Raw genomic sequence first — 13,104 nt, 5'->3', positions numbered from 1 at the left:
CAGGCTCACCCCTGCGGCTTTCGCCAGCATCCGGCCGGTCCAGTGGGTTGTTTCTCCCGACGGCGGCCCGAGCGCCAGGTCGACCACTCTCTGCAGGTGCCCGTCGGCAGCGGTGGTTTGCCGGGCTTTCGCGTCTTGTCGCGCGTTAGCCCTTCGACACCCTCCGCCATGAACCGGGCCTGCCATCTCCACACCACGGGCTTGGATTTGCCCGAGCGGCGCATGATCTCGGCGTGCCACAGCCGTCGGCAGTGGCAAGAATGATGTTGGCCCGCCACACATGCTTCTGAGGTGCGCTGCGATCCGAGACGATCGCCTCAAGCCGATGGCGGTCCGCCCGGGTGACCTTTACGATAGTTCCTGCTCTCATGCCCAGAGCTTGAACTGCTTCGGTCGATTTGGGAATCTCCGAATGAATCAGACCACTAGCACACTGCCGCAACCCCATTGTTGACGTGCCCGATCACTATCAGAAGCCCCTATTGGCGTGAGCGCCTCGGCGGCAAGCGAAGGTGATGGACCAAATGTCAACTATGCTGGGCGAACGGAAGACGCCCGACGCATCTGCCGGGTCTGAGATGCGTCGGGCTGAGTGGGAGACTGATCGCGACAGTCTTCCTCCCAGAACCGCGTCTGCAAATAGTATGCCGCCGTACTGCTACACCAATACCTCAAATTAGATATGTGCTCTGCCGCGAAGTTCCGCGAGACATTCAGAGACGCTCGGCCCAAAGCTCGTTCTTCAAGGCCTAACAAGCTGAGCTTATTCCCCTTCCAAAAAGTCCCGCCATCACCTTTCATCTGGATCAAAAATGAGGCAGAAGAAGCGGACAACGGGCCGCCGGCTCATCAACAACAGATATCTAGGTGTTTGATACATTGCTACGCGTGACTGGAACGATCGCCCCGAGCTCGCGCACGACAGAGGCAAACGATCGAGATCTAAGCTTAGACTTCGCGAAAGGTGCGCTCATTGTTTTGGTGATCGTTGGGCACCTGATCCAGTATGTCATCTACCGAGGCGACGGGTTTTGGTATTCGCCGTACTACAAATCGATCTATATGTTTCACATGCCACTCTTTATGGCGATAAGCGGCTATCTTTCTTCTCGATCGCTGCTGCAAAAATCGTTCACTCGAGGCGCCAGCGACCGTGCGAAGCAGCTCTTGCTGCCGATGCTGTTTTGGTGGACGTTCATGGAGACAGTTAAGCTGGCGGCATTGTGGCGCGCGACCAGCCTAACGAGCGGACTTTTGGAACTTGTAGACGATTTCGCTGGCACATACTGGTTCATCTGGGCCACGTTTGTTTCCTACCTTGTCATCAAGATTTCTTGCCGGCTCAACCAGCGATCTTGGGTCATATCTGGCTTAGCCATACTGGTCGCACTCGCGCCTCTGACATTCTCCATATCGCCCCTAATCAGATTCACTTACCCATTCTTCTGCTTCGGCTTCTTGCTTGCTCGATCAAGAGAACGATGGACGAGTACGTCTCGATATCACAAGCCGCTCCTGATTTTATTTCTCTCGATAGTGACTTGCGTATGCTTTCTAGCTTGGGGCAAGGACACCTATGTCTACAATAATCTTGGTGTAATTCACGATTTTCGGTCGGCTAAAGACGTGCTTCTGATGTTTGTTGGCTCTGCAGCTGCCTCAGCAATCGCTATCGAACTCCTGCTGCAATGCTGGAGCGTTGGCCATTCAAATCGGATGGCCCGCTTTATCGCTGTGGAGTTGGGCCAGACCACGCTGCTGCTCTACCTGGTCCAGGGTACCGTGTTCCGTCTCATGGATTTCGTACAGTTCGGAGAACTTTGGGATCTCACGACCCGGTTGGTCATCGCGGGTATGCTCGGTGCCACGATTGTTGCGATCGCGCTAACGGTGCGCTCGATTGTTCGCGGCGTTCCATATCTGTCTCAGCTCGTCCTTGGAATGCCGCCACGCTCACGGCTTCCGCAAGCCAAACCTACAATGAACTAGCTGTATGCATTTGATTGTTTGAGTACGGCAGGGTATTGCGATAGCGTTGACTTGTGACGCGGCCGGCATAGCCTTCGAACCCAGATCCGGCTGGGACGTCGTCGGCCGGTCGAGCCGGTGATCGGCATAAGTGCAACCCCCATCGAAGCGTCTATTGCTCAGGGTTGTATGGCACCGGCGAACTCAGCCCGTTGCGTCAATCCAATCGACTGTCGTGAGATGAGCTTCGCTGTACCAGTCGTCTAGCCGCCGGGTTTCGACCAAGATCTGGCGATCGAACGGAATCCGATCACACTCGGCGAAATGTTTCTTCAAGTGCCGTACTGAATCCGGGACGTCCCAGTCGTTCGAATCTCCGTCTCGGCCCGCTGTTGCCCATGCACTACGTTGACTTGGAAGGCGTCCAGTTTACGATCGAGTCGCGCAAGGCGTGTTCCGCAAGTCGATACATTCCTGCGGCGCAGGAAATGCTGCGCTACGGACATCAGCTGCCCAGCGCGAGAGGCTCTCCTGCAGCAACTGACGGCGCTCGTGCCGGCCGGGCCCGTTGGCGGTCTCATTCCTCGGATGTCAAATCCGCGAGCCTGGAGCGCGGACGCTAGCCTCATGGCCCGGGCATTCTCGCGAACGATATAGGTAGGATCTGCGAGTTCGAAGGACTTCTCTCGTCTCGCGCGACCATCTCCCGATGCGTAAACGCGACAAGCTTCGCCAGCGGCTGTTGGCGCTCCGGCTCCTCCTGCAGGATCAACGGTGCCTCCCGTACGGCCACCCCATTAACGGCTAAGGGCCGGTCGCAAAGATAAACGGGCGACAGCGATTGATTATGAGGTCGCGCAGCACGCCAGAAGCGGTAACAAGCGCGCCGGCAGCTCCCAACGCCTTGCCGCAGGTATGAATAGCCAGGAGATTTGCGTGTCCTTCATAGGGCGCTGTGAGCCCTACCCCTGCTCGCCGTAAACGCCGGTGGCATGAGCTTCGTCCACAACCAAGAAGGCATCGTGCCGGTCGGGGATCGCGAGCAGGTCTTCAAGCAGCTTGAAATCGCCATCCATGCTATAGAGGCTCTCGACTACTACGATCCAGACCCGCCTCGCTCCGCCCGCGGCACGCCAGTCGCAAATTGCGCTTTCGATAACCTGCGGGTCGTCACGGGCGCTGATTCGAAACGCGGCTCGGCCAGCTCGTGCTCCTTCTTGAAAGCTGGCGTGAACCAGAGAATCAAGGACGAGAAGGTCGTCGCGTGCGGCAACGTTGTCAGCACCGCAAAATTTGCGATATAACCACGGCCGAAGAAGGGCACGGTCTGCACGCCGAAGAACCGCGCCGCTGCTGCTTCGAGGCAGCCGCGCTCCTCGCAGTTGCCGCGCAGAAGCCGTGATCGGCCGGCTCCGATCGGAGTACCGGCTTCGAGCGCGGTGACGATGGCTTTTTTCATGTGCGGCGCGCTCGCCAGCGCCAAATAATCGTTGGATGAAAAGTCAATCCCGGTGCGCGGCCCGAGATGCCGCAGGCGGTCGTCGTCTTTAAGCGCATCTAAGCCTCCTGCATAGCTGGCGACTTTACCCGCAATGATGAAGTTCATTCTTCACTCGCTGAGCAAGGATGGGCGCGGCAAAACTCCCAACTGGCCGCCAAGGACAGGGTCTTACGTTAGCTTGTTGGATTCAAACCGGTACGATGCGATTTTCTCGATCAACCAGCACAATGCGCGGTTTGAAGAGTCTTGCATCCGCCTCGTCAATTGAGGCGTATGCAACGATGCTTAATTTATCTCCGGGCATCGCCAGTCGCGCCGCCGCACCGTTCACGTCTACCGTGCCGGACCCTTGTGGCGCTTCCGTCACAAACGTTGCAAAGCGTGCCCCCGTCTCCAGGTTGTAGAGTTCGACGCGTTCGTTAATCAGGATACCGGCCGCGTCCAGCAGCGCGCGATCAATCGAGATCGAGCCTTCAAAGTGCAGGTCGGATTCAGTTACCGTGGCGCAATGAATCTGTCCCTTCATCAAGACAATCTGCATTTCTTACTTCCGCTGATGGCTTGCGCGCAGCACGCCTGTGTTCTGATGGCTTGAGCGACCCCAGACGTAATGCCGAGCCGGGCTAGCAAACTTGCATCACGGTCAAGTTGCGGGTTTTTGGTGGTCAGCAACACATCGCCGACAAAGATGGAATTCGCACTCGCCAAGAAGCATAGGGCTTGGAGTACATCAGTCATGTACTGGCGCCCGGCGGCCAACCGTACGACACTCTTGGGCATCATGACCCGCGCGGTCGCCACCAGGCGCACCAGTGCAATCGGATCGGGACGCTCCGCCGAGACCTTCACCGGCACGCCATTCACCTCGTTCCACAGGTTGATCGGTACGCTTTCCGAATGGTTTGGAAGATTGGCGAGCAGAACCAGCATGCCGAGACGGTCATCGACGTGCTCACCCATGCCAAATAATGCCGCCGCAGCAGACTGTGACCGCCACCTCGCGCACGCGCGTAAGAGTGTCGAGCCGATCTTGCAAGGTCGGGTAGTGATGATGCTGCGGTAGAACTCCGGCGAAGTGTCCACGTGATGATTGTAGAAGTCGACGCCGACGTCGGCGAGCCGTGCGGCTTGCTTTGGCGTGAGCATGCCGAGCGTTACGCACGTCTCCATGCCAACACGTTTAACGGCGGCAATGATGTCGCAGACCTGATCGAGGTCGCGGTCCTTTGGACTGCGCCAAGCCGCGGCCATCCAAAAGCGACTCGCCCCGGCCGCCTTGGCGCGCTGCGCGGCGGCGACCTCATCAGCGCGATCCATCGAGCGAGTCGCCTTGAGGCCAGTGTCGTAATGCACGCTCTGTGCGCAGTAGGCGCAGTCTTCAGGACAGCCGCCGGTCTTGATGCTGAGCAGGCTTGCGGTTTCGACGTAGTTTGGGTCACAATTGCCGCGATGAACAGTTTGAGCCTGAAATAAGGGCTCGGCAAACGGCTGCGCGTAAACCCCTTCCGCCTCGGCACGTTCCCAGTCGCGGCGGGATCGGCGCGCCGCTGCGGCCGCTATTGCCTTCGACTTCAACAGCCCCCAAGATTTTCGCTCGATCATACAGACGATACCGTCGTGCGGGCTTCGCAAAGCAACACTCTTGCCCGGTATTGAACGAGAAATATCGCCGAGTTGCGCGGGCATGGCGCTCATTTCAGACTAATCGCCGCCCCCTCATGCAGGATTTTTCCCCGCAGGTCGAGGCAAGCGCAACAACACTCCTCGACGCGCCTCACTCAGGTAACTAGCCGGTGCGTACAGTAGTTGCGCCCCGTAGGGAGCCTCTCCTGATCCAAATGTATTTGGCCGCCCGTCGTGGATAACGGATCGACGAATCTGCTCACCTGGCCGATTCCTCGATGGTGTGGTTATGCGCGTCACATTCCGCACAATAAACGGTGGTCCGGACGAGCGGACTCTGCGAGCGTTGCCTCCCGCCGCCTTCAGAAGCGCAGCGGGTTGGGCTCTGGGCGCAGAGTAGCGGCCGGTGCGCCCTTCGGGCCTGTGGCCACCTAGGCTCGCTCGCCGCTGCGCTCGTGACCCCTGACTATGATGAGCAACTCTGCTGGAATCCCGATCACGTCGCCGCCGCCCGACTTGGCATCGACGCGGCGAGATCCGCTAAGACGTCGCGCTCATCTGCGCAAACAGAGTTGCCGCTTCAGACGGCCCGAGCCCGACGATGCCCACGAACGCTGCCGGAGGCATCGGAGTGACCTGACGGGTCGGCCTCCAGAGATGCAGGCAGTAGCGACTATTGTTCACATACTGCGAATGAGGAGGATGCAGCTGCATCACGCATTCCTCTTCATCCCAAAACATATCTTTGGCGAGGCACATCTCCTCCCAGTTCGGAGATCGCCGTGGCGTCGACACAGAGACATGCTCCCATCCCGGACGGACGAAGCCGACGATCTTGAGTTGGCAGCCACAAGGCCCTGCACGAAGAAGAGACCGGAAGGACCAGACCCTGGTGCGGTGGCGAATCGGCCATCGCGGACGCGCCCGGCTTCGAGTCTTTCTACACTTTGCTTCCTCATGCGTCCTCCTTCTTCTTTTGGCCCATAGATTTGCATCCGGCAGCACTGGTTTTGTCCGATTCGTATATCGAAAGACTGGTACCCTGGCATGGGCAGGCCCAACTACCGCTGATCATCTGCACCGAACTTAGTTTGATGAAGAACATCGGTCTGTCCGCATCGTTCACCGGGGAGTTCTCTTGGGTTTGTCCTTCGACATCTGATCTGTCTTCAATTTTCTCGTCATTCGCGCCTTCGTTGCAACTGAGGCTCATGCAGACAATCTGCGCAGACATCTACGATGGCATGTCTTGGCAAGCCGTGCCAGCAGGAGCTTCTGCTCGCCTCTTAGCCTAAACAAGTCCGCAACGTATAGCGTTGAGCTAACCGTGGTTGGTGCAAGATACCAGAATTCGACTGAAACACCTCACAGCCAAAATGGCGGCGGAAGCCAATTCGCGTGGCATGATCCGGCGAACCGGCTACTTTGTCACCCAAATACACGTCGCTGGCTTCAGTACATGATGCATAGCGACGCCAATGCCACGCCAGTTCATCGAGCGAGAGGCTTTTAATTAGACGATCTGACGGTAGGCTTTCATCTCATTCCTTCTCATGTCTAGCGGTTAGCCGGCTTGCCGCCTGAGACACCGTCAATGCGTCATCTATGTGGCCGGCAACCGTGACTCAGAATGGATTCATGCTCAGAGGCTCGCACGCACGGACCGCACTCGTTCAGCAGCCTCGCTCATTGGCCTTTTTACCGCATGACGCAGTTTCGCAGTTCAGCCCTAGCGGGCTATGAGCTCCAACGCAGAGACACCCGCGCCGCGGTCCAACGCGTTGACGATCGGTGCAACCGTCCGTCCGGTGGCGATCAGAACTGCCCGTCAACCTCATTTCTTTGCCGCTCCTCCGCGAGGCGAGCCAGCTTATCATATTCCTCAGCGACCTTGATGAGCCTGCATCTGGATGTGTCGTCCTCGAGCGACTCCGCTTTTCTTCGCGTCACTTCAGCACGGCTTCGCCAGTGTTTGGCGTCTGAGAACAGCTTTTTTTGCTTCATACGGAAGACAATGCAATTTTTAGATCAAGAAAATGCGACACATGCCCTACGTAAGATACCGTAGGTTGGCTTTCGCAAAAGCACCTCATTTGCCGTTATCTGCCGACCGCTCTGCTGATGTCTGAGATGCGACAAGCCGCTCGCAGCAAGCGCGGCGAGGGGCGCGAAATGCGCGACTCTCGACATAAGGGCTTGAATCGTACGTAGCGTCAGATTGTAGGGTCTTCTTACAGCTGGCGAGCGTGTGGCGTACAACAGCTTCCGGGCGACACAATTTCAAGTGTGTCATTTGGCGCCCAGATTGCAGAACGCCCGCGTTGTCCCGGACGCCGCAGTGAGGCCGCCTCGGCGAATCATTGCAACGTGTCGCGATGAGCCAGCTGCAGGAGAACCGGATTCTAAGATCGCAGCAGCATCGTCGCGTGGCCATTGCCCGACTTGACAGATTACTCACGCAGAGGTCGCAGTCCGGAGATCGGGGCCTCGCAGCTCAGAGTAGAATGAAGGGAGGCCATACTCATCTCCCGTAGCCGTGATACGGCCGCGGCGAACCTGCAATAGCTTGCTCACGCCGAAACAGGTAGCTGTAGGCATACACGGCTGCCAGCATTCTCGCCAGAGATGCGTCAACTGGTCGCTCATGCCGGAGCCCCCTTCGGGTGCCTGGATTGCCTCCGTCGCCGCCTCCATCATGTTTTTCGTATCCAAAGACCGGGCAACACGGCCTCCGGAGTAGCAATGACTTCTGCAGCTTTGGCTACCAAGCAGTCGTTCAACTGATGACCAGCGCGAGGTCAGACCACAAGGAAATCTCGATCTATGCTCTGTCCGAAATGTCACACAGATAACTGGTGCGAGATCGCAATGCACGATCCCTGGAGCGGCCGACCAGTGATCAAGTGCAATACTTGCGGTGAGTATGCCGAGTACGATTGCCTCCAGCGCAAAACAGCGCACGCGATCATCGCAGCTACCTTGGCCTGTGACGTGAGCATAGAGGACCAGCGCGATCCGCGGGCGGTGGCTGACAGGATTTTGGATGCGCTGGAGAATGCCGGCCTAACAATCGCTCGCGCCTCGAGATGAATGGGAGGAACGCCGACCGGCGCCGCTACAAGGCCCCGCCCGCCCATCGGAGAGCATGGCCAACTGCGCCGCTCGTTCCAACAGCCATTTGATTGCCGGCAAAACCGCCGTCTTTCCCCCGGCCGACCTGGAGTAGTCGCCATAGCAACTCTTTGATACCAACAACGATTGTAGCAAACGCGCCAATCTGGACCCGAGCCGCCATGCTCTCAACGGACCAGGGCTGGGTACGGCTTAGGCGCGGGCTTCCAACGTGACGCCCGGCAGATCTTCCCACAAGTATCGAACCCGCGATGATCAACCCGGCGTGGCCTGCACCTGACGGCGCCTTTCGAGGTCCATAGTTCAAAGTTATCTAGAACGGTGAAGTCACTGCTGGGTGGCTTGACGGGAGTTTGGCTCATTGACCAGACGCGCGGCCGATTGATCTCGTTTCCTATTCTGTTCAGCCGCCGCAGCACCGACAACTCCCGGGAAGCAGCCCCATTGTGATGGTGACAGCGGGAGAGCTCGGCTGGATAGACAAAGCCAATTCGCACAGACTCGACAGAGCATCTAGCCATGGACGATGGATTCCGGCGCCGAGGCAGCTACTATCCACACATTCAAGTAAGCTCGATTGATTCGCTTGATCACTCGTGGCCAACGACGAGCAGCCTCACAACTGGGCGTAGCTATGCGTGCACACTCGAGCGGACCCGAGCTGCGCGTTCCGCAGACGACGAATACCGAAAGCCAACTGCCTTGGTGAAGCGCCGCCCGCCCTCCTCGCCTTGCGGCTGGCTCCTGGCAAACGAATACGAGTTCGACATATTCACGCGATAAGCCCGCAGGGGGATTGAATCGTACGTAGCGTCAGATTGTAGAGTGCCCAGCTAGGAAGCACCAATGTTCGGTCGCTTCAAGAATTCCTGTGCTAAAAGCGGAGCAGGCCGGTCGCTTGCGATGAGAGGTTTTCTGCCAAAGCGGCTGAGGATCGCGCCTCGGTCCGAAGAACGCTCTTTCTGTTCTGTCCACGCAGATCACCGGCCCGTATGAAGACAAGATCGCCCACATGTAAGAAGCACCAATCCAGCCTTGGAGGCTTCGAAATACGTTTGCGGGCACTGAGTGCCCAACCAGCCGCCGCGAGATGGATGCGCTATCTCGGGAGCGGTCATGTGAGAGGACCCGCTGGATCCAACAGGGTCTTGCTCGTCGATCACTGTGAGGGCCAATGCCGGGCCATTGTTGGCTTCAAGAATGGCGATCCTGCAACCGCATATATGTGCGGCGAACCCTTTGTGACGAGACCTCGCCAAAAGCTGTCATCATGGTGCGCTTAGCACCATTCCCGAATGCACGTCAGGCCATGGTCGGACGGACGCAGCGTCGTTGAAGGAAAGCAGACTAGATGACCAGCAGTAATTCGAGACGAGCGCGCGCAATTGCTAGGCATGGGCAGTGGCCAACGCGGGAGCAAGAGAGCTGCCGATAGATCCGCGAGTTGGATCTGCTCGACGTGCAGGCCTGACGATTGCCCCTGGGGTGGAACGCCGATCCAGGCAATGAGGCCCATCAAGACACTGACGAACGAGTATTGAGAAGCTCATGTGAGCGCCTTGGAACAGAAATGATGTGAAAGTTTAGACCCGCGAGCGACTGAAGATTGATCTCGGCACCTCGATTGAGGGCAACACCCGCGTTCGAACCCGATAAGCCGGCGATCCATTTCGAGGGCGCGCCTCTAAAACTTACGCTGCTTTCGGCGCATTCGAGCGGGGAGCACGTGGTTTAAAGGCCCGGATCGACCTCTCCACGAGCAGCTCATCCGACTTGTTTCTGCCGAGAGGCTGCAACTCAAATGTGATAATCGAAGTAGAACGCAGTTGATCCGTCAGCTCAGGCTGGTGTCCCCAAAGCTTGCTCAAGAACCGGGACTTTGCCGCGGGCATCGATTAGAGAAGGGGCGCTCGGGACCAGCAAACCGCCAGTTTCAATGACAGCGGCACGTGTTCAAGGCGGCTTGTTCACGCACATGCGGGCTTTGCCTGGTCATAGTGCCGCCGGTCCAAAGACATGCTTGCGAGCGCGGAAAAGACCCCGGCGGAATGGTCGCCGAACCGAGCACTGACCTTCAGAGCCATATCGTCCGCGCGCTAGACGCACCATTGTTGTTGGTCCGTGGCCACTCGCGAGCAATGAACCGCAGATGCTTTTCGCCTGAATTCGTCCTTCGGGGGCACAGGGCACAGTGATCGTCGCGATAAACCCCTTGAGATCCCATATAGCACTGGCCTCGTTCATGCAGCGCTTTTCTGTGAACTCAAACAGCACAGAGACAGTATGCGCCTTCACTTTTGTCTGCCAGATCATCAAGTTGATTGTCCAGAGATGGATCGATGATGATAAGTACTGCGCGACAGAGAACGAATCTCAACGCTTTGTTTGCCCGGCTTTGCTCGCGATTGCACTGGATGAACAGCAAGACTGGAAAACTCTTACGCAAGGACAGGAAATGAGGGAAACTCGCTGGCTCAACGCGCGAGTTGACCACGCAGGGACTGTGGAACGCTTCTTGGCCAAACGGGTCTGCTTACCTCCCATCCGCGCCGCAATTTCATTAGTCGCACCCACGCAATAGAGAAACGCTTGACGAAGCCTGAGCGCAATTTTCCAGACAACAAACTTTCGTATAGTCCTTCAAAACCCTTTCGATGTGGAAGGTTACCTCCGTACAGTTGAGCGATTGATGCAATGCCTATACAGAGTCCAGAACTGGGCAGTTCGAGAGCGTGACGCTTCCGCATTCGAAGAGGCCAGACGCGATTGACGTCGTCGATCGGGAACCGACATTAGCCTGCGCAGAGCAACAATTTGTCAAACCAAGAGAGCAAACGACGGGTCGCTCTAATCACCGGCGTGACTGGACAGGACGGCGCCTATCTCGCCGAACATCTGCTGTCGCTCGGCTATGTCGTGCACGGCATCAAGCGGCGCTCGTCCTCGTTCAACACTGCGCGGGTCGACCATCTCTACCAGGACCCGCATCTCGGGGACGTGCCGTTCCTGATGCACTACGGCGACATGACGGACTCGACCAATGTGATCCGCCTGGTGCAGCAGATCCAGCCGACCGAGATCTACAATCTCGCCGCCCAGAGCCATGTCGCCGTGAGTTTCGAGAGCCCCGAATACACCGCCAATGCCGATGGGATCGGCGTACTGCGGCTGCTCGAGGCGATCCGCATCCTCGGCATGGAGAAGGAGACCCGGTTCTACCAGGCCTCGACCTCCGAGCTCTACGGCCTCGTTCAGGAGATCCCGCAGAAGGAGACCACGCCGTTCTATCCGCGCTCGCCCTATGGCGTGGCGAAGCTCTACGGCTACTGGATCACGGTGAACTACCGCGAAGCCTACGGCATGTTCGCCAGTAACGGCATCCTGTTCAACCACGAGAGCCCGATCCGCGGCGAGACGTTTGTGACCCGCAAGATCACGCGCGCTGTCGCCCGTATCGAGGTCGGGCTGGAGGAGACGCTCTATCTCGGCAATCTCTCGGCCAAGCGCGACTGGGGCCATGCCAGGGATTATGTCGAGGGCATGCACATGATCCTTCAGGCCGACAAGCCCGACGACTTCGTGCTGGCGACCGGCGAGATGCACTCGGTGCGCGAGATGGTCGAGCTGTCCTTTGCGCAGGTTGGCCGCCGGATCGAATGGCGCGGCGCCGGTGTCGACGAGACCGGCATCGATACCAAGAGCGGCAAGACGGTGGTGAAGATCGATCAGACCTATTTCCGTCCGACCGAGGTCGATCTCCTGGTCGGCGACGCCCGCAAGGCGCATCAGGTGCTCAGCTGGAAGCCGAAGCGCAGCTTTGCCCAGCTCGTCGAGGAGATGATGGCAAGCGATCTGGCGGAAGCACAACGGGAGGCGGCCCATGGCAAGCGCACTGTTTGAGCTGAAGGGCAAGAGCGTCTACGTCGCTGGCCATCGTGGCATGGTCGGCAGCGCGATTGCGCGTCGGCTGGCGCGGGAGGACGTCAGGCTCGTCACCGTGGACCGGCGCGAGGTCGATCTGTGCAACCAGGCGGCAGTGTTCGACTGGTTCGCGAAGACGCGGCCGCAGGTGATCTTCCTCGCCGCGGCAAAGGTGGGCGGCATCGCTGCCAACAACACGCTGCGCGCCGAATTCATCTACGACAACATCGCGATCGCGGCCAACGTGATCCAGGCCGCGCATCAGAACGGCGCCGAGAAGCTGATGTTTCTGGGCTCGTCCTGCATCTACCCGAAGCACGCCCCCCAGCCCTTGCGTGAGGACTGCGTACTGACCGGCCCGCTGGAGCCGACTAACGAGCCTTATGCAATTGCAAAAATCGCCGGGATCAAGATGGCGGAGGCCTATCGCAGCCAGTATGGCAGCGACTTTATCAATGTGATGCCGACCAATCTCTATGGTCCCGGCGATAATTATCATCCCGAATTGAGCCATGTCGTTGCCGCGCTGATCCGCCGCTTCCACGAGGCCAAGGTCGCGGGCGCAACGAGCGTTGCCGTGTGGGGCACCGGCACGCCGCGGCGCGAGCTCCTCTATGTCGACGACATGGCGGATGCCTGCGTGCACCTGATGAAGAGCTATTCGAGCGCGGACCTTGTCAATATCGGCACCGGCGAGGACATCACTATCGCCGAGTTCGCGCGGGTCGTGGCTGAGGTCGTCGGTTACGGCGGCGAGATCGCCTTCGACACCTCGCGCCCCGACGGCACGCCGCGCAAGCTGCTCGACGTCAGTCGTCTCGCCAGCCTCGGCTGGCGCGCCAGGACATCGCTTGTAGATGGAATGCGGCAGACCTACCAGGCCTTCTTGGCGGTATCGGGTACATCGGACAAAACGAGACACTCATGCAGCTGCTAACTGCTGACGGCGCTCACTGTGC

Annotated in this window: 8 protein-coding genes and 1 pseudogene; 4 read left to right on the top strand and 5 right to left on the bottom strand. The window is 58.4% G+C overall.

Features of this window, described 5'->3' with window-relative positions:
- The first annotated feature begins 867 nt into the window (after window positions 1-867).
- On the top strand, window positions 868-1,989 hold the full coding sequence (gene nolL, locus ABIB00_RS35060; RefSeq protein ID WP_354107506.1) for a nodulation factor fucose acetyltransferase NolL: 1,122 nt from the start codon (window positions 868-870) through the stop codon (window positions 1,987-1,989).
- Between the two features lie 527 nt (window positions 1,990-2,516).
- On the opposite strand, the pseudogene ABIB00_RS35055 reads toward nolL, so the two are convergent.
- The 5 genes and pseudogenes from ABIB00_RS35055 to ABIB00_RS35040 form a co-directional block, all read right to left on the bottom strand.
- Window positions 2,517-3,574, bottom strand: a pseudogene (locus ABIB00_RS35055) (8-amino-7-oxononanoate synthase); the annotation flags it as partial.
- A gap of 82 nt (window positions 3,575-3,656) precedes the next feature.
- Window positions 3,657-4,010: an aspartate 1-decarboxylase gene (gene panD, locus ABIB00_RS35050; RefSeq protein ID WP_354107505.1), complete on the bottom strand. Its 354-nt coding sequence runs from the start codon at window positions 4,008-4,010 to the stop codon at window positions 3,657-3,659.
- The gene (gene bioB / locus ABIB00_RS35045; protein WP_354107504.1) at window positions 3,995-5,164 is read right to left on the bottom strand and encodes a biotin synthase BioB; all 1,170 of its coding nucleotides are present in this window, start codon (window positions 5,162-5,164) and stop codon (window positions 3,995-3,997) included. The genes panD and bioB overlap by 16 nt, the downstream gene beginning before the upstream one ends.
- A gap of 468 nt (window positions 5,165-5,632) precedes the next feature.
- Window positions 5,633-6,097, bottom strand: a complete 465-nt coding sequence (locus ABIB00_RS39215; RefSeq protein WP_502917927.1) for a DUF7694 domain-containing protein — start codon at window positions 6,095-6,097, stop codon at window positions 5,633-5,635.
- A complete protein-coding gene (locus tag ABIB00_RS35040) occupies window positions 6,048-6,326 on the bottom strand; it encodes a hypothetical protein (protein ID WP_354107503.1) in 279 nt (92 codons plus the stop codon). The genes ABIB00_RS39215 and ABIB00_RS35040 overlap by 50 nt, the downstream gene beginning before the upstream one ends.
- Before the next feature lie 4,140 nt (window positions 6,327-10,466).
- Here ABIB00_RS35040 and ABIB00_RS35035 point away from each other — a divergent pair.
- The 3 genes from ABIB00_RS35035 to fcl all read left to right on the top strand — a co-directional run bounded on the left by ABIB00_RS35035 (window position 10,467) and on the right by fcl (window position 13,082).
- Window positions 10,467-10,805, top strand: a complete 339-nt coding sequence (locus ABIB00_RS35035) for a hypothetical protein (RefSeq protein WP_354107502.1) — start codon at window positions 10,467-10,469, stop codon at window positions 10,803-10,805.
- A gap of 233 nt (window positions 10,806-11,038) precedes the next feature.
- Complete coding sequence (gmd, locus tag ABIB00_RS35030; protein WP_354107501.1) at window positions 11,039-12,124, top strand: GDP-mannose 4,6-dehydratase; 1,086 nt, start codon at window positions 11,039-11,041, stop codon at window positions 12,122-12,124.
- Complete coding sequence (gene fcl / locus ABIB00_RS35025) at window positions 12,105-13,082, top strand: GDP-L-fucose synthase (protein ID WP_354107500.1); 978 nt, start codon at window positions 12,105-12,107, stop codon at window positions 13,080-13,082. Before gmd ends, fcl begins: the two co-directional genes overlap by 20 nt.
- Window positions 13,083-13,104 lie beyond the last annotated feature (22 nt).

Origin of the sequence: Bradyrhizobium sp. LB14.3 (genome assembly GCF_040547985.1) — a bacterium.
In the GTDB taxonomy this organism is placed as follows: domain Bacteria; phylum Pseudomonadota; class Alphaproteobacteria; order Rhizobiales; family Xanthobacteraceae; genus Bradyrhizobium.
This window is presented reverse-complemented; position numbering and strand designations above follow the sequence as displayed.